Origin of the sequence: Nocardia cyriacigeorgica (assembly GCF_029868385.1) — a bacterium.
GTDB classification, from domain to species: Bacteria; Actinomycetota; Actinomycetes; order Mycobacteriales; family Mycobacteriaceae; genus Nocardia; species Nocardia cyriacigeorgica_F.
Genome location: NZ_JARWNX010000027.1, coordinates 33,209 through 59,669 on the forward strand (window position 1 = coordinate 33,209; position 26,461 = coordinate 59,669).

Consider the following 26,461-nt stretch of genomic DNA (forward strand, 5'->3'; position numbering starts at 1 on the left):
GCGGTGAACGATCGCCCGGTAGACCACGACGATCACTGGCGCGAGGCCGGTGAGCGGATCGAGACCCTGCTCGACGCCGCCTCGGCGGGTGGTGCGGCCGCCCGTGAGCGCGCCGAGCAGCTGGTGCACGAACTGGTCGAGCTGTACGGCGCGGGATTGCGGCGGATCGTCGAACGACTCGACGACACCGCGATCGAGGAGCTGACCGGCGATGATCTCGTCGCCAGTCTGCTGCTGGTGCACGGTTTGCATCCGCATGATGTGCAGACCAGGGTGCGGACCGCGCTCGACGTTGTGCGGCCCTATCTCGGATCGCACGGCGGCGACGTCACCCTGGTGGGGGTCGATGCCGGGGTGGTGCTGCTGGAGCTGGCGGGCAGTTGCCGCAGCTGCCCGTCGTCGTCGGTGACCTTGGAACTGGCCGTCGAGGAGGCGGTGCGCGCCGCGGCGCCGGAGATCGAACGTATCGAGGTGGTCGCCGCCGCGCCCGATACCGCGGGCGATGTGTTCTCCGCTGATTCGCTGTTCACTCGGGTGCGGTCGGCGCCGTCGCATGCGGGTAGCTGGGTGAGTGTGCCCGAGCTGGAAGAGCTGGCTCCCGGTGAGGTCGGCGGGTTCGTGGTCGCCGGACTGGCGGTGCTGGCCTGCCGGATCGGCACGGATCTGTTCGTCTACCGCGATCACTGCGCGAACTGCGACAACTCGCTGGCCGGTGCGGTGGTGCAGCGTCGCGTCGGATATCCGGTGGGTGACGCTGTTCTGGTCTGCCCGCGCTGCCGGGCGCACTACGACGTGGTGCACGCCGGGGCCAGGGTGGATGGCGACGGACACCTCGACCCGTTGCCGGTGCTCATACGCGATGGACAGCCCGCGGTCGCGGTGCCGGTGGAGGTGGCCGGATGAACACCTCGTTCTCGGTGCTGCGTCGGCTCGCCACCCGCCCGCCGTTGCCCACGGAACAACGCTGCGAGATGTGCGCGGAACCGATTCCGGAACCGCATCAGCATGTGGTGAATATCGAGGGCCGCCAGCTGTTGTGCGTATGCCGCGGCTGCTATCTGCTGTTCACCGATCCGGAGGCGGCCCTGCGGTATCGGGCCGTGCCCGACCGGTATCTGGCATTTCCCCAGGTCGATATCTCGCCCGCCGAATGGGATGCGCTGGAAATCCCGGTGGGCCTGGCGTTCTTCTTCCGCAATTCGGCGCTCGGGCGCACGGTGGCGTTCTATCCCGGGCCCGCCGGTGCCACCGAATCCGAACTGCCACTGGATGAATGGCAGGACCTGCTGTACCGGCATCCCGAACTCGATGTGCTCGCCGCCGACGTGGAGGCGCTGCTGATCCGCATGCCCGAACGCGGTGGCCGCGGCGGATGCCTGCTGCTACCGATCGACGCCTGCTACGAGTTCGTCGGCCGGATGCGGCTGCTGTGGCGCGGTTTCGACGGCGGCCAGGACGCACGCCGCTATATCGACGAATTCTTCACCGCGATGACCGAACGCGCCGGCGGGGGTGAGCCGCGATGAGCCCGGCGCATTCGATCACCTTCGCCGTGCTGGATATCCGCCCGGAACCCTATTCGGTCGCCCCGGTGCTGTCGGCGCGGGTGGGTATCGCCGCGCTGGCCGAGGAACCGGTGCACGCGATCGCCCTGCGCGCGCAGGTGCGGATCGAGCCGAACCGGCGCACCTACAGCAATACCGAGAGCGCCGGACTGCACGATCTGTTCGGCGAGCGTGAGCGTTGGCACGACACACAGCGCTCGTTCCTGTGGATGCACTGCGCCACCATGGTTCCCGGCTTCTCCGGCGGATACGAGGTGGATCTGCCCATGCTGTGCACCTACGACCTCGAGGTCGCCGGATCGAAGTACATGCACGCACTGCGCGAGGGCACGGTGCCGCTGATCTTCCTGTTCAGCGGGACGGTATTCATCAAGGGCACAAGCGGTTTCGCGATTCAACAGGTGCCGTGGGATCGCGACGACAAGTTCGATATGCCCATCGCGGTCTGGGATCAGCTGATGGCCGTGCACTTCCCCGACAGCGGCTGGGTGCGGCTGTCGACGGAGACGCTGGACGCGCTGTCGGCGTACAAATCCCGCCGCGGCCTGATCGGTTACGACCAGGCCGTCACCGAACTGCTGGCCGCGCGGGAGGGAGAGGTGACATGAGCGTCGACGTCGGCGACGGGGCCCGCGCCCAGGCGCGAGCGGTGGCCGATGCGGTGCTGTACGAGGGCTATCTGCTCTATCCCTATCGGGCCGATTCGCAGAAGAACCAGTCGCGCTGGCAGTTCGGTGTACTGGGCCCGCGCGACGCCGCCGCCTCCGGGCTCGGCGAGGACGCCGAGATCTCGGCGCAATTCCTGGTCGATGCCACCGGCTCGGCCACCCTCACCCTGACGGTGCGATTCCTCCAGCTCCAGCGCCGGACCGTCTGCGATGGCATGGGCGAGGCGGTCGAGCGGCTGGTGGTGGACGGCCGAACCTGGATCAGCTGGGACGAGGCCGTCGAACAGGAGACCACCGTCGGTCCGCTACCGGTGACCGGCGGCAGCTTCGATCTCGAGATACCGGGTGGCACCCGGCGCGAGCGGATTCCGTCGGCCACCGGCGCGGAGGCGGGCACGCTGGTGCGGACCCGGCAGCCGTTGACCGGGCAGCTCGAACTGTCGGTGCGACCCGTCGGCGATATCGCGCGCATCACCGTCACGGTGCGCAATCTCGGCGATCCGGCCACCGACAAGGACGACGCCATCGCGCGATCGTTCATCGGTGCGCATGTGATCGCCGACATCGATGGCGGGGCCTTCCTGTCCCTGCTCGACCCACCCCCCGCGGCTGCCGAGGCGGCGGCGGACTGCGTTCAGCACCGTTGCTTCCCTGTGCTCGCCGGGCCGGAGGGTTCGCACGGCCTACTACTGATCTCGCCGATCGTCCTCTACGACCACCCGCGAATAGCCCCGGAAAGCGAAGGCCCGCTGTTCGATTCGACCGAGATCGACGAGATCCTGACGCTGCGGGTGATGACCCTGACCGAGGCCGAGAAGGAACGGGCCCGCGCCACCGATCCGCGCGCCGCCCAGATCATCGACCGATGTGCGGCCATGAGCCCCGAGGAGCTGGCGCGGCTGCACGGCACACTGCGCGATCCCGGTCTCGACGGACCGCGTGTGCTGCCCGACCTGGACACGGACACACCGTGGTGGGATCCAGTGGCCGACGGCTCGGTACGACCCGACAGTGACGCCGTACTGGTCGGCGGGGTGCGGGTGGCCAAGGACAGCCGGGTTCGGTTGCGGCCGTCGCGGCGGGCCGACGCACAGGACCTCTTCTATACCGGGCGAACGGCGCGGGTCGCGTCGGTGCACGAGGACGTCGACGGGCAGGTGCACATCGCGGTGGTCGTCGATGACGATCCGGCGGCCGAGCTGCACGAATGGTACGGCCGCTATCTCTATTTCGCCCCGGACGAGGTCGAGCCGCTCGACGGTCCGTTGCTATGAAGGACTCCACGGAAAGGAAGCGGGCCATGGAAATCGTAGGAGTGATCGGCACCGTCATCGGCGCGGTGATCGTGGTGATGCTGGTAGCCGTCGGAGTGCGTTCGATTCCCGATATCCGGCGGTATCTGCGAATCAGGCATATGTAGACGAGGCGAGGTGATCCTACGCGCGTGCTGATTGCCGGAATCGGCAATATCTTCCTCGGCGACGACGGATTCGGGTCGGCGGTGGCCCAGCGCATGCCGCCGATCGATGATCCGGGGGTGCGCGTCACCGACTACGGCATTCGCGGTATGCACCTGGCCTACGACCTGCTCGACGAATGGGACGCGCTGGTCCTGGTGGATGCCCTTCCTGATCGTGGCGCACCCGGCGAGCTGGAGATCTTCCGCGCCGAACCCGATGACGACGACCCCGCCCTCGACGCGCACGCCATGCATCCCGCCGCCGTATTCGCCGCGGTGCGGGCGCTCGGTGGCGCCCTCCCGCCGACTGTGGTCGTGGGTTGTCAGGTGCGTTCGGTCGCCGAGGGCATCGGGCTCAGCGATCCGGTCGCCGCGGCGGTGGAACCCGCGGTGGCGGCGGTCGGTGCGGTCCTGACCGAATTACGCGACCGGCAGGAGGTGTGAGCATGTGTCTCGGGATTCCGGGCCGGGTGGTCGGCATGGTGGACGGGTATCACGATCAGATCGCGCTGATCGACGTCGCGGGTGAACAGCGCACGGTGAATGTCGGCCTGCTCGAGGACGATCCGGTGCGATCGGGTGACTGGGTGATCATCCATATGGGATTCGCGGTGTCGAAGACCGATGCCGCGGGCGCCGCCGAGGCGATGAGCGGGCTGCGCCTGCTCGGTTCGGGAGAACAGCCGTGAACACCGACCGGATCCGGCGTCGCGTCCTGGTGCGCGGTGTGGTGCAGGGCGTCGGCTTCCGGCCGTTCGTCTACACCACGGCCGCCGAACTGCATCTGGCCGGACAGGTGGGCAATGACAGCTCCGGTGTCGTCATCGAGATCGAGGGCGCGCAGGCGAGCGTCGACGAGTTCGTTCGGCGGCTGCGCTCGAATCCGCCGCCGCTGGCGATGGTCGAATCGATCGAGCAGACCGGGATCGCGCCGCGCGGTGGCACCGGGTTCCGGATCAGTGGCAGCACCCGCGGCGGCGGTCGCACCCTCGCGTCCCCGGACGTCGCCATCTGCGCCGAATGCGCCACCGAGCTGCGCGATCCGACCGACCGCCGATACCGGCATCCGTTCGTCAACTGCACCAACTGCGGGCCGCGCTTCACCATCATCGCCGCCCTGCCCTACGACCGGCCGAACACCTCGATGGCCGAATTCCCGATGTGCGCGGCCTGCGCCGCCGAATACGCCGATCCGGGTGACCGACGATTCCATGCGCAGCCGATCGCCTGCCCGGATTGCGGTCCCACCCTGTCCTATTCCGGCCCCGGTTCCGGTCCGCCGATCGACGCGGCGCGGGAGGTGCTGCGTGGTGGCGGGATTCTCGCGGTCAAGGGGATCGGCGGCTATCACCTGGCCTGCGATGCGACCGACGAGCGGGCCGTGGCCGAACTGCGTCGTCGGAAACGGCGCGGCGACAAGCCCTTCGCGGTGATGGTGCCGGATCTGGCGACCGCGCGCCAGATTGTCGAGGTGGATGCCGCCGCGGCCGCACTGCTGACCAGTCCGGCCCGCCCGATCGTGCTGCTACCTCGACGCCGGGATCTACCGCTCAGCGGACGACGGGACCTGCCACCCGGCGACACGATCGGCCCGCCCGCTCCAGCGGTCGCACCGCGAAACCCCGACCTGGGTGTGCTGATCGCCTACACACCGCTGCATCTGCTGCTGTTCGGACTACCGGGGGACCCGCCCGGCCCGCGCGTTCTGGTGATGACCTCGGGGAACCTCGGTGGCGAACCGATCTGCCACGACGACGCCGACGCGGCCGCCCGGCTGACAGCGCTGGCCGACGCCAGGCTCTGGCACGACCGCCGCATCCTCGTGCCCTGTGACGATTCCGTGGTGCGCATGGTCGACGGGGCCGAGGTACCGCTGCGCCGGTCCCGCGGCTATGCCCCCTTGCCGCTCGCGCTCCCGTTCCCGGTGTCGCCGACGCTGGCGGTGGGCGCCGATCTGAAGAACACCTGTGCGGTGGCCGACGGGCGCTACGCCTGGTTGAGCCAGCACGTCGGCGATATGGACGATCTGGCCACCCTGCACGCCTTCACCGACACCACACGGCATCTGGAAGAGCTGACCGGTGTGCGTCCGGGCCAACTGATCACCGACGCCCATCCGCGCTACCGCTCCACCGCATGGGCGGTGCGCCACGCCGGTGCGCGACCGGTGCGCTCGGTGCAGCACCACCACGCCCATCTCGCCGCCGTCATGGGCGAACACGGTCTCGATCCGGCCGCGACGGTGATCGGATTCGCCTTCGACGGCACCGGTTTCGGCCCCGACGCCGCGATCTGGGGCGGTGAGGTGCTGGCCGCGAGTTACAAGGGATTCCGCAGACTGGCTCATCTGCGCTATGTACCGCTCGCCGGCGGCGATATCAGCGTCGAACGGCCCTACCGGATGGCGCTGGCGCATCTGCGGGCCGCCGGAATCGAATGGTCGCCGGATCTGCCGTGCGTCCAGGCCTGTCCACCGCGTGAGCGGGATGTGCTGTCCCATCAGCTCGATACCGGCCTCGGCTGTGTACCCACCTCCAGCATGGGGCGGCTGTTCGACGCGGTCGCCTCACTGGCCGGTGTGCGGCATGTGGTCGATTACGAGGCACAGGCCGCGATCGAATGGGAAGGACTGGCGCGGACGGCGGAGCCGGGTGAGATCGGCTACCGGTTCGCGGTGCCGGAGGGGGATGCCGAGCCGGTGCGGATTGATCCGGCCCCGGTGCTCGCGGCCGTCATCGCCGATCTACGGGCCGGGGTATCACCCGCGACGATCGGCGCGCGCTTCCACGCGGCGGTCGCCACCTCGGTACTGGATCTGGCGCGGCGGTTCGCCGATCCGGGCACGCCGGTGGCGCTGTCGGGCGGGGTGTTCCAGAACGCATTGCTACTCGGCAGCGTGACGCGGCTGCTGCGCGCCGCCGGATTCATGGTCATCAGCCATCGCAGGGTGCCGCCCAATGACGGCGGCATCGCGTACGGCCAGCTGCTCGCCGGTTCGGCGAGCTGAGTGGAAGGAGAGGCGAGCATGTGCCTGGCAGTTCCAGGAAAGGTACTCAGCCTGCACGAACGTGACGGCACCGCGATGTCGGTCGTCGATTTCGGCGGCGTGCACAAAGACGTCTGCCTGCAATACATCCCGGACGTGGCGGTCGGCGATTACGTCATCGTGCACGTCGGGTTCGCGATCCAGCGCCTCGACGAGCAATCCGCACTCCAGACGCTGGCCGAGTTCGAGCATCTCGGTGTGCTCGATGAGGAATTCGGTGACGGATTCGCCATCGCGGCCGAGAAATCGGGCCTGGACAATCCCGAAACCACCCGATCAGGCCCGGAGGTGACCTCGTGAAGTATCTCGATGAATTCAGCAATCCCGAACTGGCCGGGAAGCTGCTCGACCGTATCCGCGCCTCGACCACCAAACGCTGGGCGATCATGGAAGTCTGCGGCGGGCAGACACATTCGATCATCCGGCACGGTATCGACCAGCTGCTGCCCGACCAGATCGAGATGATCCACGGACCGGGCTGCCCGGTCTGCGTGACGCCGCTCGAGGTGATCGACAAGGCGCTCGAGATCGCCGCGCAACCGGAGGTGATCTTCTGTTCCTTCGGCGATATGCTGCGCGTCCCCGGCAGCTCGCAGGACCTGTTCCGGATCAAGAGTCAGGGTGGCGACGTGCGGGTGGTGTACTCGCCGCTGGACGCGCTCGAGGTGGCGCGCGCCAACCCCGACCGGCAGGTGGTGTTCTTCGGTATCGGCTTCGAGACCACGGCGCCCGCCAATGCGATGACGGTCTATCAGGCGAAACGGCTCGGGATAAAGAACTTCTCGCTGCTGGTCTCGCATGTGCTGGTACCGCCGGCGATTTCGGCGATCATGGAATCGCCGAGCTGCCGGGTGCAGGGCTTCCTGGCCGCCGGGCATGTGTGCACGGTGATGGGGACCGGTGAATACCCGCCGCTGGCGGAGAAATACCACGTGCCGGTGGTCGTCACCGGATTCGAACCGCTCGACATTCTCGAAGGCATCCGGCGCACCGTGCTCCAGCTCGAACAGGGCCGTCATGAATTGGACAATGCCTACCGGCGCGCGGTGTCCGCCGACGGCAATCCCGCCGCCAAGGACATGCTCGCCGACGTCTTCGAACTCACCGATCGGGCCTGGCGCGGAATCGGAGTGATTCCGGGCAGCGGGTGGCGACTCTCGCCCCGCTATCGCGAATACGATGCCGAGCATCGGTTCTCGGTGCAGAATCTGCACACCTCGGAGTCCTCGGTCTGCCGCTCCGGTGAGGTATTGCAGGGCCTGATCAAACCGCACGAATGCGCCGCGTTCGGCAAACAGTGCACGCCACGAAATCCGCTGGGCGCCACCATGGTGTCGTCGGAGGGCGCGTGCGCGGCGTACTACCTGTACCGGCGGCTCGATCTCCCCGCGGAGGTGGCTCATGCCTGAATCCACCGAGACCACGGCGGCGGGCATCGACTTCGAGAACTGGGTCTGCCCGATGCCGCTGCGCGATTCGCCGAATATCGTCATGGGGCACGGCGGTGGCGGTGCGATGTCGGGCGAGTTGATCGAGCATCTGTTCCTGCCCGCGTTCGGCGCCGCGGCCGCACCGGGGCTCGGCGATTCGGCCGTGCTCACCCTCGCCGGTGCGCGCTTGGCCTTCACCACCGATTCGTTCGTGGTGAAACCGATGACCTTCCCCGGCGGTTCGATCGGGGAGCTGGCGGTCAACGGGACGGTCAACGATCTGGCGATGTCCGGTGCGCGGCCCATGGTGCTGTCGACGGCGTTCATCCTGGAAGAAGGCACACCATTGGCGTCGATCGCGGCGATCGCCGGAGCCATGGGCACGGCGGCGCTCGGCGCGGACGTGAAACTGGTGACCGGTGACACCAAGGTGGTCGACGCCGGGCACGGCGACGGTGTCTATGTGAACACCGCGGGTATCGGTGTCCTGGACGCCGGGGTGGATATCCGGCCGGAACTTGCGCGGGCCGGTGATGTGGTGCTGGTCAGCGGTGAGATCGGTGTGCATGGTGTCGCGGTGCTGTCCTGCCGCGCCGGACTCGAGTTCGGGACCACGGTGTGCAGCGATACCGCGCCGCTGCACGGTCTGGTCGCCGCCATGCTCGCCACCGGCGCGCAGGTGCATGTCCTGCGCGACCCGACCCGTGGCGGCGTGGCCGCGAGTCTGAACGAGATCGCCAGATCCGCGCAGGTCGGGGTGGTACTGGACGAGCGGAAGATCCCGATCCCGGCGGGCGTGCGTGATGCCTGCGGGCTGCTCGGCCTCGACCCGCTCTACGTCGCGAATGAAGGCAAACTGGTGGCCTTCGTCGCCGCCGAGGACGCGGATCGGGTGCTGGAGGCGATGCGCGCGCATCCGCTCGGGGTGCACGCCGAGGCCATCGGGCACTGTGTGACCGATCATCCGGGAATGGTGGTGGCCCGTACCGCACTGGGCGGTACCCGCGTAGTGGACCTGCCTGCCGGAGAACAACTTCCGCGGATCTGCTGAGCCTCGCGGTGACGGAGCCGAGGATGGTGGACGCGTACCGGGCGCCGGGCGGTGGCGTCGGCATGTTCGCGCGATACGCGTACGCGCCCAATGCCCTCGGCTACTGCGGGCCACCCGAGCCCGGTCGTCTGCGTGACGGATCGCCCGCCGAGGTGCGGGCCGCGGCGGTCCGCTTCACCGGGGCCTGGCCGTATCTGCGGGTGCTGTCACGGATGACCGGCATCGCCGATCCGCTCGACGCTCGATTGGTCGAATCGTATTGGCTCGGCGGCGGAATCGGCGCGACGCTGGATCGCACGGCCTTCGCGGCCGAGCTCATGGCCGTGATCGAACCGCTGGCCGGGCACTATTGGAACCATCTGACCGATGACCTCGCCGAGGAAGCCGCGCCCGACCACTGCTTCCACGTCTTCGGCATCTATCCGTGGACGCGATTGCTCCGGGTCGGGACCGGCGCCACCGCCGTGCGGGTGCTCGACAGCTGCCGGATCACCTGCGGTCTGATCGTCGCGCGCGAGGGGCCCGAGATCGTGGTGCGCAGCCGCGGACTCGGCTGGGACGGCCACCGGCTGCGGCTGGCGGAGCCGACCGAGCGCCGGATCGCGGTGACCATCGACGGCTATTCGGCCGTGCCCGATGTCCGGCCGGGCGAGGTCGTCTCACTGCATTGGGATCGCTTGTGCGCGCGGTTGACCCCGCGTCAGGCCGCCGACCTGAGCGCGAGCACGGCCCGGCAGCTGGACTGGACGAACCGCCGCCTGTCGCGCGAGCAGGCCGAGTGAAGCCGCAATAGAAAGCGGCGGTACGGATTCACCGAGTCCGGGCGACGTTGACCGGGCTCGGCGAACCTCCGCTCAGCCCGCGGCGCTTGCGCGCAGGCCGGTGCGGCGGATGATCCGAGCCAGTTCGTCGTTGAACCGGTCGGCCGCTTCGATATTGGTGAGATGTCCGGTGGGCCAGACGTGATACCCGGCCAGATTGCCCGCGCGGTCGAGGGTGTCGGCGATGATGCGCGACATGCGCTCGGGCAGCAGATTGTCGCGGCTACCCGCGATGACCGTTGTCGGAACGGCGAGTGCGGCGGCGGCCTCGCCCAGCTCGAGGTCGGCGAGTGCGGCAGCATGCTTGCCGCGCGCGAGCGGACGGCACGACCGGACCACACCGAGTGCGAATTCGACCTGGTCGGCGGTGGCATCGGGCGACATGATGCGCGCCTTGAGTACCGCGCGGGCGGGCCAACCGCCGGGAATCGGTACGGGCGCGGTGAGCAGGGTTTCGGCGATGGCGATGGGCATCCGCACACCCGCACCGAAGACCGTCACGGGGCGCTCGGCCACCATGAGCGGTTTGTTGAGCAGCGGCAGCAGATCCGTGTCGTACCGAATATTGCCGGAGGTGGTGTTCAGCAGCACAGCGGCTTTGGCGCGGCGGATGACCTGATCCGGGTGCCTGGCGGCCCAGGCTTGCAGGGTGATGCCGCCCATGCTGTGGCCGACGAGGACCGCCTGCTTGCCGGGGCGGAGCGTGGCGTCGAGGACCGCGGCCAGATCGTCGGCCATGGTGTCGGCGGAGGGCGGGAGCGTGCCCGCCTGGCTCTCGCCGTGGCCGCGCTGGTCGTAACAGACCACCCGGTGCGTATCGGCGAAGGCGTTGATCTGCGGATTCCAGTACTCGATGCTGCAACTCCAGCCGTGCACCAGCACGATGACCTCGCCGTCGGCGGGGCCGTAGGCGTGCACCCGCAGGCGGGCGCCGTCGACGGTGGTGACCGGGATGACCTCATGGGGTGCGGTCGGCGCGTTCAAGGACGCCGTGTCGAAGGTGCGCGACCGCAGTCCGGCGCGAAAGGGGGCGGTCAGGGCGCCGTGGCGGACCTGCGCCAGCGTCTTCATCGACTTCACCAGCATCAGAGCACTCCTTTGTGTCTCCCGTCACGGTAAATGCAAGCTGGGGTGCTTGCAAGTGCAAGCGCCTCATATCGGAAACAAATACCGCGACGGTGCGCTACACCGGGTGTCGGTCCGGTGCGTAATGCCGTTACCTGGAAAATGCCCGAAATCTGGGCAAAGTATGCCGAAAGTTTGCCGGAGTTTTCGGGAGGCGAGCCGGATCGGCGCGCACTGTCGTCGGACGACGTCGACGCGCGGCAGGTCAGGCGGTGATCGGGGTGCTGAGCAAGCCGAGTTCGGCTACCACGTCCGGCACCACGAGGCACACCTGATCGTCGGCGCGAAAGCCGGCGGGGACATCGTGGCCGCTGGGGGCGCGTACGAACACCACGACGGAGGAGCCATCGCCGGGATCTATTTCGACGGCGACCGAACGTTCGCCACGCGGGCCGGTGCCCGGATCGAGGACGGCATCATCATCGGGGGCGTACCAGCGGCCCACATGCCCGAATTCGAGCTTGCGCGGCGGCCGGTCCCCGAACTCGTCGAGCCCGGTGACACCAGCGGCGTCCACGCTGAGAGAGCTTACGGGCCGGGACATCACGGCGGAACGAGTTAGACCATGTCGTTACCTGCTGCGATCGGGTGGCCGTGGTATAGCGCACCATGCGCGATGGCGGTGCCAACGCGGTCCCGGCTACCGTGAACAACTGTGGATATCACACAGCCCGGGCCGATCACGGCCGGGAAGCCGCCGAGTACCCGATGGCGCGGTGTCGCGCTGCCCGCGGCGATCGCCGGGGCGGGCGTCGTCGCGGTGGCGGCGGTGCATCTGCGTGACCCGCATGTGGAGGGATCGTGGGGGATCTGTCCGGTGTACGCGCTGCTCGGGGTGTACTGCCCCGGCTGCGGTGGTATGCGCGCGGTACACAACCTCACGAATGGCCAGCTGCTGGATTCGCTGCACAGCAACCTCCTCGCGCTGCCATTGCTCATCCTGTTCGCGCTGTGGGTCGGTGACTGGGCCATCCGCGCCTGGCGGGGTAAGCCGATGCGGAACCTCGGCATCAACGGCCTCACCATGTGGTCGATCTTCGGCTTCCTCGCGATATTCACGGTGGTGCGCAATACCCCGGTGGGCACCTGGCTGACACCCGTCTGACCAGCGGGCGGTGGTGTCGCCGATGACCCTCACGGGGGCGAAGAACCGAGCGGAGCGCGCAACGGGGCAAGCTGGAGGTAGCGCATCGGCCGGAAAGGACACCGCACATGGTCGACTCACTGAAGGCGCGGGTACGCGCCAAACTGCTGCGTCAGCTGGCCGAAGACGGACCCGCCGATACCGAGCAGGACGATCCGAGGCTGATCTCGGTGGAAACCGATCTGGACGCACTCGACAGCGTCGCCGATGACGATCCGCTGGTGGAAGAACTCGCCGCCCGCTATCTCGTCTTCTGACCCCGCCGGGCCACGGTTCAGGCGCCGGTCGATATCCCGCCCGACGGCGGCAACTGCGGTAGCGGCGCGTTCAGCAGCCAGCTGTCCCACAGTGGGCGTAACGGCACCATGCTGTAGTGCCCGGCCAGATCGGTGAACTCCTCGGTGGTCACCGATGCGTGCCGGTAGCGCACCGTCCACTCCCGCAGCAGCCGGAAGAACGCCGAATCACCGAGTTCGAGCCGCAACGAATGCAGGCACAGCGCGCCGCGCTTGTAGACCCGGTCGTCGAACATGTTCGTCGGTCCGGGATCGCCGACGATGATGTCCTGCGGTTGACGCGCCAGATTGTGCCGGGCCGCCCTCGCCAGCTGATCGGCGGTCGGCCCGCCGGATTCCTCGGACCAGATCCACTCCGCGTAACAGGCGAAACCCTCGTGCAACCAGATATCGCGCCACTGCCGGATGGTCAGGCTGTTGCCGAACCACTGGTGCGCGAGTTCATGGGCGACCAGACGTTCCGCGCCGCGGCGGCCATCGCAATGGTTGGCGCCGAAGATCGAGATGCCCTGGGCCTCGATCGGTATCTCCAGCTCGTCATCGGTGACGACCACCGTGTACGCCTCGAACGGGTACGGCCCGAACTTCTCGGTGAACACCTCGAGCATCCGTGGCTGTCTGGCGAAATCGTGGTCGAAGGCGCCACGCAGCCGCGCGGGCACCAGTGCGTACATGGGCAGCGAGCGCTGCGGACCGATGCGATGTCGGCGGTACTGGCCGATCTGAATGGTCGCCAGATAGCTCGACATCGGTTCGGACTGCTCGTACACCCAGGTGGTCTGGCTCGCCTTGGTCTGTTTGCGCAGCAGGGTGCCATTGGCCAGCGCGTGGTAGGGCGTATCGGTGGTGATCGAAATGCGGTAGCTGGCCTTGGAACTCGGATGGTCGTCGCACGGGAACCAGGAGGCGGCGCCGTTGGGCTGGCTGGCGACGAGGGCGCCGTCGGTGAGTTCTTCCCAGCCGACCTCACCCCACGGACCGCGGACCGGCCGCGGTGTCCCGGCATACTGCACGGTCACCGAGAGCAGCCCACCCGCCGGAATCCGCTGCTGCGGTGTGATGACGAGCTTGCCCTGCTGATGGCTGTACTTGGCTACCTTGCCGCCGTTGACCAACACCTTCGACACCGATAACGCCTGCGACAGATCGAAGGCGAAACGCGGCCGCACCTCGGTGGCGACCGCGGTGATCTCGGCGCGGCCCGCCAGCCGGTTGGCGGCGACCTTGTAGATCAGCTCTAGTTCGTACCGTGAGACCCGATAGCCCCGGTTGCCGTTCTGCGGCAGGTACTCGTCGATGGGAGCGTCGTAGAACTTGGCTCCCATCAGCGGGCGGCTCCCGGGTCGGTGGCGGTGGCCCACGGCGCGATCGGATTACCCCACCAGCGCGTCGACGGCGGGACGGTATCGCCACGCATCACCAGCGAAGCCGGTCCGATGGTCGCGCCCGCGCCGATGGTGGCGGCGGGCAGGGCGACGCAGTGCGGGCCGAGCGTGGCACCCGCGCCGAGGGTGACGGTATCCATGGACATGATCCGATCGTGGAACAGATGGGTCTGCACCACGCAGCCACGTTCCACGGTCGCGCCGTCACCGAGCGTCACCAAATCCGCCTCCGGTAGCCAATAGGACTCGCACCATACCCCGCGACCGATACGGGCGCCGAGGCCGCGCAGCCACAGATTCAGTACCGGGGTACCCGTCGCGGCGCGCGCGAACCACGGCGCGGCGACGGTCTCGACGAAGCTGTCGGAGACCTCGTTGCGCCAGACGAACGAACTCCACAGCGGATGCTCCTCCGCGCCGATCCGGCCGATCAGCAACCATTTCGCGGTCACCGCGCTCGCGCAGGCCACCGCGCCAGCGACCATGAGCACCACACCGGACAGCAGCGCCGCGCCCGGATAGCCGATGGCCTGCGCCAACCAGGCGAGGGCGAACAGCACGCCGAGCCCGATCGCGAATGTCACCAGCACCGGCAGCAGGCGGCAGGTCTCCACCACGGCCCGGAACACCCGCAACCGCAGCGGTGGATCGAAAGTGCGCTCGGTATCGGTGGTTTCGGTGGCGCGCCGCAGCCGCACCGGCGGACTGCCGAGCCAGGACGAACCGGCCTTGGCCTTGCTCGGTGCGGCCGACAGCACCGCGACAAGGCCGTTCTTCGGCACCCGTCGGCCGGGCGCGGTCATCCCGGAGTTGCCGAGGAACGCGCGTTTGCCGACCTTCGCCTCGCCGATGCGCAGCCAGCCGCCGCCGAGTTCATATCCGGCGATCATGGTGTCGTCGGCCAGGAACGCGCCGTCGGCGACGGTGGTGAACTTCGGCAGCAGCAACACCGTCGATGCCTCGACCCGTTTGCCGATCCTGGCGCCGAGCAGCCGCAACCAGATCGGTGTGAGCAGGCTGGCGTACAGCGGGAACAGGAAGTTGCGCGCGCCGTCGAGCAGGCGTTCGGTAGCCCACACCTGCCAGCCGACCCGGCTGCGGACCGGGTGATAACCCTCGGTGAGACCGATGCTGAGCATGCGCACCGCGATCACCGTCGCCACCGCGTAGACCAGCAGGCTCAGGAGGGTGGCCACGGGCAGGACGAGCAGTCCGCGGCCGAGCGCGCCCGCGATGGTGGTGGTGTCGCGGATCGACCAGACGATGAGCGCGCCACCGGCGGCCAGCCCGAAGATCGGCATCGCGGCCAACCCCATCGAGCTGAGCGCGAACGCCGCCACCCAGTGCACCGCACGCTTCGGGGTGTCGGCGGGCCAGCGGTGCCTGGCCTTGCCGACCTTCACCGCGGGTGAACCCGCCCACTCCTGATCCGGTTTGACCTTCCCGGCGACCGCCGAACCCGCCGCGATCTCGGCGCCGCGGCCGATCTTGGTGCCGGGCAGCAGGATCGAGCGCGCACCGACCACCGCCCCGCGACCGATCACGATCGGCCCGATATGGACGACATCGCCATCGATCCAATATCCGGACAGATCCACCTCGGGTTCGACACTGCACCCGTCGCCGAGTTCGAGCATGCCGGTCACCGGCGGCAGGGTGTGCAGGTCGACGCCCTTGCCGATCTTCGCGCCGAGCGCCCGCGCGAACGGCACCATCCACGGTGCACCGGAGAGGTTCTCCGCGCCGCTGGCCTCCGACAGCCGCACCGCCGCCCACAACCGCAGATGCACCGAACCGCCGCGCGGATAGCTGCCGGGTTCCACACCGCGCAGCAGCAGCCTGGCGCCGACGATACAGATGCTCATCCGCCCGAGCGGGGTGATGAACACGATGAACAACAGCAGCGTCCACCACCACGACAGCTGCGGCAGCCAGGGCAGCGCACCCGCCCGGCTCGCGATATTGCCGACGATGGCGAGCCAGGTCAGCCATTGCAGACCGGTGAGGGTGGTCAGCGGGATGGTGGCGAGCACCTGTGCGCACTGCGCCGACAGCGGGGTCGGCCGGACGGTGCGCTCGACGACGGCGGCCGCCGGTGCGGTGTCGTCCAGCAGTTCGGCGAGCGCGCCGAGCCGGGGATGGTCGTACAGATCGGCGACAGCGATCCGCGGATACCGTTCGCGCAGCGCCGTCACCAACTGGGCGGCCGACAGTGATCCGCCGCCGAGATCGAAGAAATCGGCATCGGCGCCGGTGATTTCGGCGCCGAGGATCGAGGTCCACAGCTGCGCCACCCAGGCCGCGGTGCCGGTGAGCCCGTGATCGACGTTCTGATCGGTGCCCGCCACCGGCCAGGGCAGGGCGTCGCGATCGACCTTGCCCGAGGTGCGGGTGGGCAGTTCGGGAACCACGACCAGGCGCGGAACCAGCGGTGCGGGCAGCTGTTCGGCGAGCAGCGCGCGGGCGGCCTTGACGTCGTAATCGGGCGGGGTGCCGGTGAGGTAGCCCACCAGGATCTGCGTTCCGGCCCCGGTGGTGCGCACGGCGGCCGCCGCACCGCTCACACCGGGCAGATGTTGCAGGGCGTTGTCGAGTTCGCCCAGTTCGATCCGGCGGCCACCCACCTTGACCTGATCGTCGGCGCGGCCGATGAAGACCAGCCCGGCACTGTCGTTACGCACCAGATCGCCACTGCGGTAGGCCCGTTGCCAGCCGAGCGAGGGCAGCGGCGCGTACTTCTCGGCGTCCTTGGCCGGGTCGAGGTAGCGGGCCAGGCCGACGCCACCGATCACCAGCTCACCGGATTCGCCCTCACCGACCGGATTACCGGCCGGGTCGACAACCGCCAGATCCCAGCCGTCGAGCGGCAATCCGATGCGCACCGGCCAATTCCCGTCCAGCAGTGCCGCGCACGCGACGACCGTGGCCTCGGTGGGACCGTAGGTATTCCACACCTCGCGCTCGGCATCCGGATCGCCCGCCAGACGTTCGGCCAGCTCCGGAGGCACCGCCTCACCACCGAAGATGAGCAGCCGCACCGGTTCGAGCGCCTCGGCGGGCCAGGTCGCGGCCAGTGTCGGCACCGTCGATACGACGCTGATCTCATGGCGCACCAGCCACGGGCCGAGATCGGCGCCGGTGCGCACCAGCGCGCGGGGCGCCGGAACCAGGCAACCGCCGTGCCGCCAGGCCAGCCACATCTCCTCACAGGAGGCGTCGAAGGCCACCGACAGTCCGGCCAGCACGCGGTCGCCGGGGCCGATCGGAGCGTCCCGCAGGAACATGCGTGCCTCGGCGTCGACCAGCGCGGCGGCATTGCGATGGGTCACCGCAACACCTTTCGGGGTGCCGGTGGAGCCGGAGGTGAAAATGATCCAGGCGTCGTCGGCAGGGGTCGGCGATGCCGGACCATCGGATTGCTCATCGGATGCTGAGGTGCGCTGTGCGTACTCGGTCGGCTCGATACCCGAAGCCGTCACGATCGCGGTGACCTTCGCCTCACCGAACACCAAGCGCGCCCGTTCGTCCGGGTCGTCGGCGTCGACCGGAACATAGGCCGCACCCGCGTGCAGCACCGCCAGAATCGTGACGTACAGCTCACGGGTGCCCGACGGCATCCGCACCCCGACCCGGTCGCCGCGGCGCACACCGGCCGCGCCGAGACGCTGGACCGCGACCTCGATCTCGGCCAGCAGTTCGGTATAGGTGAGTGCGGTGTGGCCGTCGTCGATGGCCGGTGCGTCCGGGTGGGCGCGCGCGGTCTCGGCGAGGATATCGGTGAGCGTTCGCGCAGGTGGGGCGAGGTTCGAGCGGCGCAGTGGATCGAGCTCCCGGACCGAACCATCGGTATCGATCTGCGGCTGGAGCATCACGTCCGGCCCACCTTCCTCAGCACTGTCCGGCAGTAACCATGTTCGGCGGTACGGCCTCACCCAACTAATTCTCGAAGACGGTTGTTTCATACGAGGGTTACCAATGGGCAAACGGCGAATGCCCTGGTGACCAGTTGTCAACGGTACCCGCAGCGGTAACCGGGTTGACAGCAGCGTGGCCGGTCTGTCAGCCTCTGATCAGGTCATGAGTGCCAGCGTCAAGCCCCGGCTAGCTGGTCGGCAACCCTCCTCCGCGGTGGGGTGCTCCGGGTGACGACCGGGCCGCAGCCCGACCGGGCGCGGCAAGCGCGGACTCGACGATTCCCCTTTTCGCGAGTCCCTCAGTCGATGGGATGACGTGATGACTGCTGTGTTCGATCAGACCTGTGCCGCTCTCGCCCGGGTCTCCGGCGACGACCTCCAGGTCCCGCTGGTACAGGGCGGGACCTGCACGTACGCCAATCTCGACTACGCCGCGAGCGCACCGGCGCTCGCGCAGGTCACCGACCGGGTGCAGCGCCTGCTGCCCTACTACGCCAGCGTGCACCGCGGCGCCGGATACGCCTCCCGGATCTCCACCGAATGCTATGAGGCGGCCCGTGGTTCGGTGGCCCGCTTCCTCGACGCGACCGACGACCAGGTGGTGGTCTTCACCCGCAACACCACCGATTCGCTGAACCTGCTCGCCGCCTGCGTTCCCGGCGACACCGTGGTGCTCGATGTCGAACATCACGCCAATTTCCTGGCCTGGGAACAGCGCGGCAGGCGTGTGGTGCGGGCGGCCGACACGATCGAGGAGACCGTGCGGCGCGTCGTCGCCGAACTCTGCGCGAAACCCGCTGCGCTGCTTGCGGTCACCGGCGCCTCCAATGTGACCGGCGAGGTGCTGCCGTTGGCGCGGTTGGCCGAGATCGCCCATCAGTGCGGCGCCCGCATCCTCGTCGACGCCGCACAACTCGCGCCGCATCGTCGAATCAGCCTGCGCGAATGCGGTATCGACTACCTGGCCTTGTCCGGACACAAGCTGTACGCGCCGTTCGGCGCCGGTGTGCTCGTCGGCAATCGGGACTGGCTGGACGCGGCGCCGCCGTATCTGGCCGGAGGCGGTGCGGTGCGCGCGGTGCGGGTCGATGGCGTCGACTGGGCGCCCGCGCCCCAGCGGCACGAGGCCGGATCGCCGAATGTGCTCGGCGTCGCGGCATTGGCGGCGGCCTGCGAGGCGCTGGCCGAGATCGATGCGGAGCGGGCGATCGCGCATGAGCGGCTGTTGGCAGACCGGCTGCGGGACGGTCTGTGCGCCATTCCCGGCGTCCGATTGCTGCGTATCTGGTCCGACAGCCCCGATACCGTCGGCATCGTGGCCTTCACGCTGGACGGATTCGCGCCGGGTGAAGTCGCGGCGTACCTGTCCGCCGAACACGGCATCGGCGTACGTGACGGCCGGTTCTGCGCGCATCCGCTGCTGAACCGGCTCGGCGTCGACGGTGCGCTGCGGGCGAGCATCGGGTTGGGTACCAGTTCCACGGAGGTGGATCGGCTGATCGCCGCGGTCGCCACTCTGGTGCACGACGGCCCGTCATGGAACTACACGTGCACCGACGGCCTCTGGAATCCGAGCCCGGAAACCAGGCCGTTCACCGGCGTCGATGGTGTGGGCGCGGCTCCCTGCCTCATCGGCTGAACGCTCGTCTCGGCCGCTGGCGGCATACCCGGCCAACAACGTCGGCGCAGTAGCTACGGACGCGTCCCCCAGGTGACGCCGTCATCGGATCGGTCCGGGCCGCGGCCGGGGTTTCGTCAGTCTTCGTCGAGCGGAGTCGGCCGGTAGTAGCGACCGTTGTGATAGAGCAGCGGCGCCGCCGCAGGCTTCTCCTCGGTGGCATCGTGCACGCGGGTCACCCGGCCGACGACGAAGGTGTGATCGCCGATCGGAATACGCTGCTCGACCGTGGTGCGCAGCCAGATCGGGGTGCCGTGCAGCACCGGCTCACCGGTATCGAGCGTGGTCCACAGCGACCGGTCGGTGAACCGCTCCCCGGCGCTGCGGGCAAAACGCTGGGCGATATGGCGCTGATGTTCACCCAGGAAATGGATCACCACCGAATCCGCGTCGTTCATCGCGTCCAGGCTCGACGAGGTGTGCGCGATATTGAACGACACCAGCGGCGGTTCCAGCGATAACGATGCGAAGGAGGTCGCGGTGAACCCGACCGGCCCGTTCGGCGAACACAGTGTCACCACCGTGACTCCCGACGGATAGTGCCGCATGGACGCGCGGTACTGCTCGGCGGTGATCCCGCTCAGATCATCGGGCACCCGCAGCCCCGCCTCCGGTGCTGTCGGTTCAGGTTGCGCGTCGGTCACCGTGTCGATTGTGCCGCTCGGTCGTCGCGGCGTGTTCGCGGGTTGCGTTCGGTAGCGCCGGGCTGGCTCGACGGCGCCTGTCCGGGCTGTTCACCGCCGGTGCTCGGCGAGGCGCGCTTCGGCAGCGTGCCACCAGGGTTTTGTGAGCCGCGTGCCACCAGGGTCTTGCGGGCCCGCCGCGGCGGCGCGTTGCCAGGGTTTGTGGCGGCGGCGTCACGCGGCGGCGGCCATGCACAATGGCCCGGCGCGATCAATCCACGTCGATCGGCAGGCCCGCCGTGATGCGCACCAGTTCACGAAACGTTGTGCGGAACACCGCATCCGGGTGTCCGCCAGCGGCCCACAGTTCGCGGTGGCGGGACAGGGCGGTGTCGACCCAGGTGGGGATGTTGGTGGGATGCCCGACGGGGGCGACGGCGTCGAGGGGGTGGCCGGTGACCTCGAGCACGAGATCGTCGGGGGCCGGGGTGAGGGTGCCTTCCATACGTTCGCCGGTGCGGTCCAGGTCGACCTCGTGTTCGCCGGAGACGAGCAGCAGCACCGGGTCGTCATCGAGGAGGAACAGCCGGGCTTGCGCGATCGCGCCGATATCGACGCCGAGAACCCGGGCGGCGGCGGGGGCCGCGGTGGGGCGATCCTGATGGGTGACGATGACGCCGTGGTGGCCGCGGGCGATCAGGGTGTCTGCGACCCGGCAGGCGACCGGAGGAAGTGACCTGCGCATGAATCCAGGGTAGTGCGAACACGTTCCGCGGCGCCGGTTCAGTGATAACAGGTTCTATCCCACACGGTATCGACGCCGTGATCGGCGTGTATACGCTGTACAGATGACTGAATGGCAGGCTTTCACCGTCGAAACCACCGACCACGTCGCGCGGGTCACCCTGACCGGTCCGGGTAAGGGCAATGCCATGGGCCCGGATTTCTGGCGCGAACTCCCGGAGATCTTCGCCGCCCTCGACGCCGACCCGGAAGTCCGCGCGGTCGTGCTGACCGGTTCCGGTAAGCACTTCTCCTACGGCCTCGACCTGCCCGCGATGAGCGGCACCTTCGGCCCGCTGCTCGCCGACAGGGCGCTGGCCGCCCCGCGCACCGGCTTCCTGGACGAGATCCGCCGTATGCAAGCCGCGGTCACCGCGGTCGCCGAATGCCGCAAGCCCGTCATCGCCGCGGTCTCCGGCTGGTGCATCGGCGGCGGCCTCGATCTGATCGCCGCCGTCGACATCCGCTACGCCAGCGCCGAGGCCAAGTTCAGCCTGCGTGAGGCCAAGGTCGCCATCGTCGCCGATATCGGTTCGCTGCACCGCCTGCCCGCCATCATCGGCGAGGGCCAGCTGCGGGAACTCGCCTACACCGGCAAGGACATCGACGCCGCGCGCGCGGAGAAGATCGGCCTGGTCAACGAGGTGTTCGCCGATCAGCAGGCGGCGCTCGACGCCGCCCATGCCACCGCCAGCGAGATCGCCGCCAACCCGCCGCTGGTGGTGCAGGGCGTCAAGGACGTCCTGCACCAGCGCAACGCCTCCGAGGTAGCTGAGGGCCTGCGCTACGTATCGGCCTGGAACGCGGCCTTCCTCCCCTCCGAAGACCTCACCGAAGCCATCCAGGCGGTCTTCGAAAAGCGCCCCCCGCAGTTCAAGGGCCGCTGACCAGCCCCACGAACGCCGAGCGGCATATCACCGGGGACCCGGTGATATGCCGCTCGTGGTTGCGCCGACAGTCGTCAGCGCGCGGCGATGCTCAGTGGCCGCCCTGGTCCTTCAGGCGCTGGATGGAGGCTTCCACCTCGGCCTCGGCCTCGGCGCGGCCGACCCATTCCGAACCCTTGACGTACTTGCCGGGCTCGAGATCCTTGTAGCGCTCGAAGAAGTGCTTGATCGCGGCCAGCTCGAACTCCGGCACGTCCTTCAGGTCCTGGATGTGATCCCAGCGCGGGTCACCGGCCGGGACACACAGCACCTTGTCGTCGCCACCGGCCTCGTCGGTCATCTTGTACATGGCGACCGGGCGGGCCTCGACGATGACGCCGGGGAACACCGAATCGGGCAGCAGGATCAGCGCGTCCAGCGGATCACCGTCTTCGCCGAGGGTGTTCTCGATGTAGCCGTAGTCGGCGGGGTACACCATGGAGGTGTAGAGGAAACGGTCGAGCCGGACCCGACCGGTCTCGTGGTCGACCTCGTACTTGTTACGCGAACCCTTGGGGATCTCGATGGTGACGTCGAACTCCACGCCAACTCCTTCTTCCGTTGCCTCTGGTGTGCTGCGGCTGTCCGGCGGGCCGACGGCCGCCGACGCGCCAGGTCGTTCGGGGGAACGGTAGCCGAACGAGGATAGTCTGGGCCAAGCGGATGTGGCGGGTGTGAGGAGACGGCGGACAACGTGGTGGGTCGAGGCGGTAAGAACATCGGTGGGCTGGCCTCGCGGCGACGGCGCCGGATGTGGATCGGAGTGATCACCACACTGGTGGTGCTGCTCGCGGTCGCCACCGGTGTCGTGGTGACGGTGCAGCCGTGGACCGAGGAGTTCCGTCACGGTGGGCTGACCATCGCCGAGCCGCCGGTACCGGTCCGGCCGTTCCCCGGCGTCGCGCCCGCACCCGACGACGCGCCCGTGCCGAGTACGGCCGGGTTGGCGGCGGCGTTGGCGCCGGTGGTGTCGAACCCGGATCTGGGCGGTTTCGCCGGTTCGGTGACCGACGCCGATACCGGGACGGTGCTGTGGAGCGCGGAGGCGGCCAAACCGATGGTCCCGTCCTCGACCGCCAAGATCCTGACGACGGCGGCCGCGCTGCTGACCTTGCCCGAGAATCAGCGGGTCGAGACCACGGTCGTCGCCGGTGCTGCGCCGGGGGAGATCGTGCTGGTCGGCGGCGGTGATCCGACGCTCACCGCGCAACCGGATGGCAAGGGCTACTACCCCGATGGGCCGAAGTTGTCGGATCTGGTGGACCAGATCCGGTCGGCGCAGATCCCGATCGATTCCATCGTGGTCGACACCTCGCGCTATTCGGGCCCGACCATGGCGCAGGGCTGGGAACCGATCGATATTCCCGGCGGTTCCATCGCGCCGATCGACCCGGTGATGCTCGACGGCGGCAGGCTCGATCCGCTGGTCGAGTACGCGCCGCGCAGCACCACCCCGGGGCTCGATGTCGGGCGCAGGCTGGCCGCCGAACTCGGCCTCGATCCGGAACAGGTGCGGCCGGGGACTGCGTCGGCGGGCGCCAAGCAGATCGCGAGCGTGTCCTCGGCGCCGCTGGGGCAGCGGCTGCACGCCATGATGGTGCACTCCGACAATGTGCTCGCCGAAACCATCGGCCGGGAGATCGCGCTGGCCACCGGCGGTCCGGCCTCCTTCGCTGGCGCGGCCGCCGCGGTACGGGCGACACTCGAGCGGGCCGGCTTCGATCTGACCGGCGTGACCATGCACGACACCAGCGGACTCTCCGTCGACGACCGCATTCCGGCGCAGATCCTGGACCGGATCCTGGCGACCGCGGCGCGCGATGACGAGGTCGCCGAACAGCCGAGCCCGACCGGTGCGCCGAGCCTGCGGCCGGGTTCGATCGTGCGGCCCGGCGCGTCCACCGGTAAGTCCGCCGACGACGAACCCGACCTGTCCGCGACCCTCGCACCGCTGCTCGACGATCTGCCCGTGGCCGGTGCCACCGGCTCGTTGGCCGCCCGCTATGTGGTGCGCGATCGGGACGGCGCCGGATGGGTGCGGGCCAAGACCGGAACTCTGTCGGTGGCGAGCACGTTGGTCGGATATGTGCTCGACAGCGATGGCCGGGTACTGACCTTCGCGTTGATGTCGAGTGATCGGCCGCCGGAGGTGAGCAGGCCCGCACTGGACGCCATCGCGGCCACGCTGCGCAATTGCGGATGCTCCTGACGGGTGGGTGACCTATGACGACCGAACAACGCCCCGGCGATACCGGCCCGGTCGAACCGGCCGGTGGCGCCGTAGACACCGTCGACGAGGCGAGTCCGCGTAGCCGCCTGTCGGCCACCGTCGACTGGCGCCTCGCCGCCCGCACCGGCGCGGCTCTCGTCCCGTCCGGGCCGCGGACCAGCAGGTATTCCGCCGAACAGGTGGTCACCGAGCTGGCCCACGCCTCGGTGCGCGCCGAATCCCCGGTCCGTGAGGTCACCGGACTGCTCGACGATCAGCCGGTGCCGCAGGCGCGCATCGTCGACCGGCCCGGTTGGATCGGTGCGGCCGCCGACTCCATGGCGCAGCTCACCGGCACCGGGGTCGACGAGGGCCGCGGGGTGTTCGCGGGTAAACCGGCCGGTGTGCAGGCCGGGGCCATGCTGGCGTTCCTGTCCACCGCGATTCTCGGTCAGTACGATCCGTTCACCGGCCGCGACGGCACACTGCTGCTGGTCGCGCCCAACATCATGTCGGTCGAGCGTGCGCTCGGCGTACAGCCGAGCGATTTCCGTTTCTGGGTATGCCTGCACGAGGTGACCCACCGAGTGCAGTTCTCCTCCGCGCCGTGGCTGGCCGAGTACATGCGCACGAACGTGGACGTGCTCGGCGAGGTCGGTGACGAACCGATGGCCGATATGCTCGCCCGGCTCGTCTCCGAGGTGCGTGAGCGCCGCCGCAACGGCACCCCCGACGATCCGGCCGCCCGCGGTGTGGTCGGCCTGCTGCGGGCCACCCAGCCCGCACCGCAACGCGAGGCGCTGGACCGGCTGCTGATGCTCGGCACCCTGCTCGAGGGGCACGCCGACCATGTGATGGACGCGGTCGGCCCATCGGTCATCCCGACCGTCGAACAGATCCGCGCCGCCTTCGACCAGCGCCGCAAACGTCCGACCAACCCGGTGCAGCGACTGCTGCGGGCCCTGCTCGGCGTCGACGCGAAGGTCGCACAGTATGTGCGCGGGAAAGCCTTCGTCGACCATGTCGTCGGCGCCGTGGGCATGCAACGTTTCAACACCGTCTGGACCGATGCCGACACCCTGCCCCGCCCGGACGAGATCGAAGACCCGCAACGGTGGATCACCCGCGTCCTGGGATGACACCCCACCCGCCCGGACACCCGGAAGCCACGTGCGCCAGGCCCGCGCCAGGCTCGGCAGCCGAGCCGAAACGTCTACCGGAGACACCGGCCGTACTCGAACTGCGCCACGCCGTCCGCCGCTGGCTGATGCGCCGGGACGGCAGTTCCGAAGTGGCCGTGGCGCTGTCCGGGGGAGCCGACTCGCTGGCCTTGACCGCCGCCGCGGTGGCCGAGTCCGAGGCGGTCGACGCACTGATCGTGGATCACGGCCTACAACCGGATTCGGCGGCGGTGGCCGCTACGGCGGCGGCGACGGCACTGAAGCTGGGTTGCCGATCGGCGCACGTACTGCCGGTCGAAGTGGGCCGAACGGGCGGGATGGAGGCCGCGGCCAGAACGGCGCGTTATACGGCGCTGGACGCCGCCCGCAGCGGCCTGCCGGTACTGCTCGGGCACACCCTCGACGATCAAGCCGAGACCGTGCTGCTCGGACTGGCCCGCGGCTCGGGCTCGCGCTCCATCCAGGGCATGGCGGCGTTCGCCCCACCGTGGGGTCGCCCGCTGCTCGGTGTGCGACGCGCCGTCACCAGGCAGTTCTGCGTCGATCTCGGACTCACCCCGCACGAGGATCCGCACAACGAGTCACCCGAGTTCACCAGGGTCCGGCTGCGTGCGCAGGTCCTTCCGCTGCTCGAGGAGGTGCTCGGTGGGGGAGTGGCCGAGGCGCTCGGTCGCACGGCCCAGCAGCTGCGTGAGGACAACACGGTGCTCGACGAACTGGCACACGACCTGATGCGTGTGGCCAGCCAACCGTCGACCGGTGATACCGTGCCCGCCCGCATTCCCGGTGATACCGGGCCCGCCCGCACTCATGGCGTGACGCTGTCGTGCGAGACGCTCGCCACTGCCCCCGCCGCGCTACGCCGGCGCGCCATCCGGGCCTGGCTACTCGACGGAGGTGCGAAAGCGCTGACCGGCAAACATTTACAGGCGGTCGACCAGCTGGTCACCGCATGGCGTGGGCAGGGTGGGGTCGCGGTCGGCGGCGGCGAACCGGGGACGAGGTTGGAAGCCGTGCGTGAACATGGCAGGCTGACACTCGCGCATACCGATCGGGTTCGCCCGGGCGAGCGCGAGTGACGGGCCCCGAGGCGACGGCGCGGCGTGACCACGGACGGGCCCGCAGGAGCACCGCGGATCAACGCAGGGAAGGGAACC

26 protein-coding genes and 1 riboswitch are annotated in these 26,461 nt (G+C 69.0%); of the genes, 19 read left to right on the forward strand and 7 right to left on the reverse strand.

The window, feature by feature from the left end:
- Nucleotides 1-3 precede the first annotated feature (3 nt).
- From QH168_RS05505 to QH168_RS05555, 12 genes are read left to right on the forward strand one after another with little or no spacing between them, the layout of a single operon-like run.
- Nucleotides 4-903: a NifU family protein gene (locus tag QH168_RS05505; protein WP_280233344.1), complete on the forward strand. Its 900-nt coding sequence runs from the start codon at nt 4-6 to the stop codon at nt 901-903.
- The gene (locus tag QH168_RS05510) at nt 900-1,526 is read left to right on the forward strand and encodes a DUF5947 family protein (RefSeq protein ID WP_280233345.1); all 627 of its coding nucleotides are present in this window, start codon (nt 900-902) and stop codon (nt 1,524-1,526) included. The genes QH168_RS05505 and QH168_RS05510 overlap by 4 nt, the downstream gene beginning before the upstream one ends.
- Nucleotides 1,523-2,173, forward strand: a complete 651-nt coding sequence (locus QH168_RS05515; RefSeq protein ID WP_280233347.1) for a DUF6084 family protein — start codon at nt 1,523-1,525, stop codon at nt 2,171-2,173. Before QH168_RS05510 ends, QH168_RS05515 begins: the two co-directional genes overlap by 4 nt.
- Complete coding sequence (locus QH168_RS05520) at nt 2,170-3,507, forward strand: hypothetical protein (RefSeq protein ID WP_280233348.1); 1,338 nt, start codon at nt 2,170-2,172, stop codon at nt 3,505-3,507. Before QH168_RS05515 ends, QH168_RS05520 begins: the two co-directional genes overlap by 4 nt.
- Nucleotides 3,508-3,533: 26 nt before the next feature.
- On the forward strand, nt 3,534-3,653 hold the full coding sequence (locus tag QH168_RS27675; protein ID WP_432421039.1) for a DUF6893 family small protein: 120 nt from the start codon (nt 3,534-3,536) through the stop codon (nt 3,651-3,653).
- A 24-nt stretch (nt 3,654-3,677) separates the two neighbouring features.
- A complete protein-coding gene (locus QH168_RS05525) occupies nt 3,678-4,136 on the forward strand; it encodes a hydrogenase maturation protease (RefSeq protein WP_280233349.1) in 459 nt (152 codons plus the stop codon).
- A 2-nt stretch (nt 4,137-4,138) separates the two neighbouring features.
- On the forward strand, nt 4,139-4,381 hold the full coding sequence (locus tag QH168_RS05530; protein WP_280233350.1) for a HypC/HybG/HupF family hydrogenase formation chaperone: 243 nt from the start codon (nt 4,139-4,141) through the stop codon (nt 4,379-4,381).
- Nucleotides 4,378-6,699: a carbamoyltransferase HypF gene (gene hypF, locus QH168_RS05535; RefSeq protein WP_280233351.1), complete on the forward strand. Its 2,322-nt coding sequence runs from the start codon at nt 4,378-4,380 to the stop codon at nt 6,697-6,699. The genes QH168_RS05530 and hypF overlap by 4 nt, the downstream gene beginning before the upstream one ends.
- Before the next feature lie 18 nt (nt 6,700-6,717).
- On the forward strand, nt 6,718-7,038 hold the full coding sequence (locus QH168_RS05540; RefSeq protein ID WP_280233352.1) for a HypC/HybG/HupF family hydrogenase formation chaperone: 321 nt from the start codon (nt 6,718-6,720) through the stop codon (nt 7,036-7,038).
- Nucleotides 7,035-8,147, forward strand: a complete 1,113-nt coding sequence (hypD, locus tag QH168_RS05545) for a hydrogenase formation protein HypD (protein ID WP_280233353.1) — start codon at nt 7,035-7,037, stop codon at nt 8,145-8,147. The genes QH168_RS05540 and hypD overlap by 4 nt, the downstream gene beginning before the upstream one ends.
- Nucleotides 8,140-9,219, forward strand: coding sequence for a hydrogenase expression/formation protein HypE (gene hypE / locus QH168_RS05550; protein WP_280233354.1), 1,080 nt, complete (start codon nt 8,140-8,142; stop codon nt 9,217-9,219). Before hypD ends, hypE begins: the two co-directional genes overlap by 8 nt.
- Before the next feature lie 23 nt (nt 9,220-9,242).
- A complete protein-coding gene (locus QH168_RS05555) occupies nt 9,243-10,001 on the forward strand; it encodes a DUF6390 family protein (RefSeq protein WP_280233355.1) in 759 nt (252 codons plus the stop codon).
- A 72-nt stretch (nt 10,002-10,073) separates the two neighbouring features.
- On the opposite strand, the gene QH168_RS05560 is transcribed toward QH168_RS05555, so the two are convergent.
- Nucleotides 10,074-11,126: an alpha/beta fold hydrolase gene (locus QH168_RS05560; protein ID WP_280233356.1), complete on the reverse strand. Its 1,053-nt coding sequence runs from the start codon at nt 11,124-11,126 to the stop codon at nt 10,074-10,076.
- 244 nt (nt 11,127-11,370) lie between these two features.
- Entirely contained in the window at nt 11,371-11,682 is a 312-nt protein-coding gene (locus QH168_RS05565; protein ID WP_280233357.1) for a hypothetical protein, read from the reverse strand.
- Between the two features lie 138 nt (nt 11,683-11,820).
- Here QH168_RS05565 and QH168_RS05570 point away from each other — a divergent pair, with 138 nt between their 5' ends.
- Together QH168_RS05570 and QH168_RS05575 are read left to right on the forward strand one after the other, a co-directional pair.
- Nucleotides 11,821-12,270: a DUF2752 domain-containing protein gene (locus QH168_RS05570; RefSeq protein ID WP_280233359.1), complete on the forward strand. Its 450-nt coding sequence runs from the start codon at nt 11,821-11,823 to the stop codon at nt 12,268-12,270.
- Between the two features lie 107 nt (nt 12,271-12,377).
- Entirely contained in the window at nt 12,378-12,566 is a 189-nt protein-coding gene (locus QH168_RS05575; RefSeq protein WP_280233360.1) for a hypothetical protein, read from the forward strand.
- 17 nt (nt 12,567-12,583) lie between these two features.
- On the opposite strand, the gene QH168_RS05580 is transcribed toward QH168_RS05575, so the two are convergent.
- Nucleotides 12,584-13,930, reverse strand: a complete 1,347-nt coding sequence (locus QH168_RS05580) for a M1 family metallopeptidase (RefSeq protein ID WP_280233361.1) — start codon at nt 13,928-13,930, stop codon at nt 12,584-12,586.
- Complete coding sequence (locus QH168_RS05585) at nt 13,930-17,859, reverse strand: Pls/PosA family non-ribosomal peptide synthetase (RefSeq protein ID WP_280233418.1); 3,930 nt, start codon at nt 17,857-17,859, stop codon at nt 13,930-13,932. The genes QH168_RS05580 and QH168_RS05585 overlap by 1 nt, the downstream gene beginning before the upstream one ends.
- Before the next feature lie 204 nt (nt 17,860-18,063).
- A riboswitch (SAM riboswitch) is annotated at nt 18,064-18,177 on the forward strand.
- 46 nt (nt 18,178-18,223) lie between these two features.
- Here QH168_RS05585 and QH168_RS05590 point away from each other — a divergent pair.
- Nucleotides 18,224-19,543 carry an aminotransferase class V-fold PLP-dependent enzyme gene (locus tag QH168_RS05590; protein WP_280233362.1) on the forward strand — a complete coding sequence of 440 codons (1,320 nt, stop codon included), beginning with the start codon at nt 18,224-18,226 and terminating at the stop codon, nt 19,541-19,543.
- A 116-nt stretch (nt 19,544-19,659) separates the two neighbouring features.
- Here QH168_RS05590 and QH168_RS05595 read toward each other — a convergent pair whose 3' ends face one another.
- Together QH168_RS05595 and QH168_RS05600 are read right to left on the reverse strand one after the other, a co-directional pair.
- A complete protein-coding gene (locus QH168_RS05595; RefSeq protein ID WP_280233419.1) occupies nt 19,660-20,130 on the reverse strand; it encodes a flavin reductase family protein in 471 nt (156 codons plus the stop codon).
- A 346-nt stretch (nt 20,131-20,476) separates the two neighbouring features.
- The gene (locus QH168_RS05600) at nt 20,477-20,950 is read right to left on the reverse strand and encodes a YbaK/EbsC family protein (protein ID WP_280233364.1); all 474 of its coding nucleotides are present in this window, start codon (nt 20,948-20,950) and stop codon (nt 20,477-20,479) included.
- A 103-nt stretch (nt 20,951-21,053) separates the two neighbouring features.
- On the opposite strand from QH168_RS05600, the gene QH168_RS05605 reads away from it, so the two are divergent.
- Nucleotides 21,054-21,875, forward strand: coding sequence for a crotonase/enoyl-CoA hydratase family protein (locus QH168_RS05605; RefSeq protein WP_280233365.1), 822 nt, complete (start codon nt 21,054-21,056; stop codon nt 21,873-21,875).
- Nucleotides 21,876-21,966: 91 nt separating this feature from the next.
- Here the strand turns inward: QH168_RS05605 and QH168_RS05610 are convergent, their stop codons facing one another.
- A complete protein-coding gene (locus tag QH168_RS05610; protein WP_280233366.1) occupies nt 21,967-22,458 on the reverse strand; it encodes an inorganic diphosphatase in 492 nt (163 codons plus the stop codon).
- 207 nt (nt 22,459-22,665) lie between these two features.
- On the opposite strand from QH168_RS05610, the gene QH168_RS05615 reads away from it, so the two are divergent.
- The 3 genes from QH168_RS05615 to tilS all read left to right on the forward strand — a co-directional run bounded on the left by QH168_RS05615 (nt 22,666) and on the right by tilS (nt 26,383).
- The gene (locus tag QH168_RS05615) at nt 22,666-24,123 is read left to right on the forward strand and encodes a D-alanyl-D-alanine carboxypeptidase/D-alanyl-D-alanine-endopeptidase (protein WP_280233420.1); all 1,458 of its coding nucleotides are present in this window, start codon (nt 22,666-22,668) and stop codon (nt 24,121-24,123) included.
- Nucleotides 24,124-24,137: 14 nt separating this feature from the next.
- Complete coding sequence (locus QH168_RS05620; RefSeq protein ID WP_280233367.1) at nt 24,138-25,262, forward strand: zinc-dependent metalloprotease; 1,125 nt, start codon at nt 24,138-24,140, stop codon at nt 25,260-25,262.
- A gap of 128 nt (nt 25,263-25,390) precedes the next feature.
- Nucleotides 25,391-26,383 (forward strand): tRNA lysidine(34) synthetase TilS, encoded by a 993-nt coding sequence (gene tilS / locus QH168_RS05625; RefSeq protein WP_280233421.1) that lies wholly within the window; start codon nt 25,391-25,393, stop codon nt 26,381-26,383.
- Nucleotides 26,384-26,461 lie beyond the last annotated feature (78 nt).

Excerpts from the sequence above, each read along its gene's own strand:
- QH168_RS05555 (WP_280233355.1), top strand. The coding sequence starts at position 9,243 with ATGGTGGACGCGTACCGGGCGCCGGGCGGTGGCGTCGGCATGTTCGCG.
- QH168_RS05595 (WP_280233419.1), bottom strand. The coding sequence starts at position 20,130 with ATGCGGCACTATCCGTCGGGAGTCACGGTGGTGACACTGTGTTCGCCG.
- QH168_RS05620 (WP_280233367.1), top strand. The coding sequence starts at position 24,138 with ATGACGACCGAACAACGCCCCGGCGATACCGGCCCGGTCGAACCGGCC.
- QH168_RS05560 (WP_280233356.1), bottom strand. The coding sequence starts at position 11,126 with ATGCTGGTGAAGTCGATGAAGACGCTGGCGCAGGTCCGCCACGGCGCC.
- QH168_RS05530 (WP_280233350.1), top strand. The coding sequence starts at position 4,139 with ATGTGTCTCGGGATTCCGGGCCGGGTGGTCGGCATGGTGGACGGGTAT.
- QH168_RS05585 (WP_280233418.1), bottom strand. The coding sequence starts at position 17,859 with ATGCTCCAGCCGCAGATCGATACCGATGGTTCGGTCCGGGAGCTCGAT.
- QH168_RS05580 (WP_280233361.1), bottom strand. The coding sequence starts at position 13,930 with ATGGGAGCCAAGTTCTACGACGCTCCCATCGACGAGTACCTGCCGCAG.
- QH168_RS05575 (WP_280233360.1), top strand. The coding sequence starts at position 12,378 with ATGGTCGACTCACTGAAGGCGCGGGTACGCGCCAAACTGCTGCGTCAG.
- tilS (WP_280233421.1), top strand. The coding sequence starts at position 25,391 with ATGCGCCGGGACGGCAGTTCCGAAGTGGCCGTGGCGCTGTCCGGGGGA.
- QH168_RS05540 (WP_280233352.1), top strand. The coding sequence starts at position 6,718 with ATGTGCCTGGCAGTTCCAGGAAAGGTACTCAGCCTGCACGAACGTGAC.
- QH168_RS05520 (WP_280233348.1), top strand. The coding sequence starts at position 2,170 with ATGAGCGTCGACGTCGGCGACGGGGCCCGCGCCCAGGCGCGAGCGGTG.
- QH168_RS05515 (WP_280233347.1), top strand. The coding sequence starts at position 1,523 with ATGAGCCCGGCGCATTCGATCACCTTCGCCGTGCTGGATATCCGCCCG.
- hypE (WP_280233354.1), top strand. The coding sequence starts at position 8,140 with ATGCCTGAATCCACCGAGACCACGGCGGCGGGCATCGACTTCGAGAAC.
- QH168_RS05600 (WP_280233364.1), bottom strand. The coding sequence starts at position 20,950 with ATGCGCAGGTCACTTCCTCCGGTCGCCTGCCGGGTCGCAGACACCCTG.
- QH168_RS27675 (WP_432421039.1), top strand. The coding sequence starts at position 3,534 with ATGGAAATCGTAGGAGTGATCGGCACCGTCATCGGCGCGGTGATCGTG.
- QH168_RS05605 (WP_280233365.1), top strand. The coding sequence starts at position 21,054 with ATGACTGAATGGCAGGCTTTCACCGTCGAAACCACCGACCACGTCGCG.
- QH168_RS05615 (WP_280233420.1), top strand. The coding sequence starts at position 22,666 with ATGTGGATCGGAGTGATCACCACACTGGTGGTGCTGCTCGCGGTCGCC.
- QH168_RS05510 (WP_280233345.1), top strand. The coding sequence starts at position 900 with ATGAACACCTCGTTCTCGGTGCTGCGTCGGCTCGCCACCCGCCCGCCG.
- QH168_RS05590 (WP_280233362.1), top strand. The coding sequence starts at position 18,224 with ATGACTGCTGTGTTCGATCAGACCTGTGCCGCTCTCGCCCGGGTCTCC.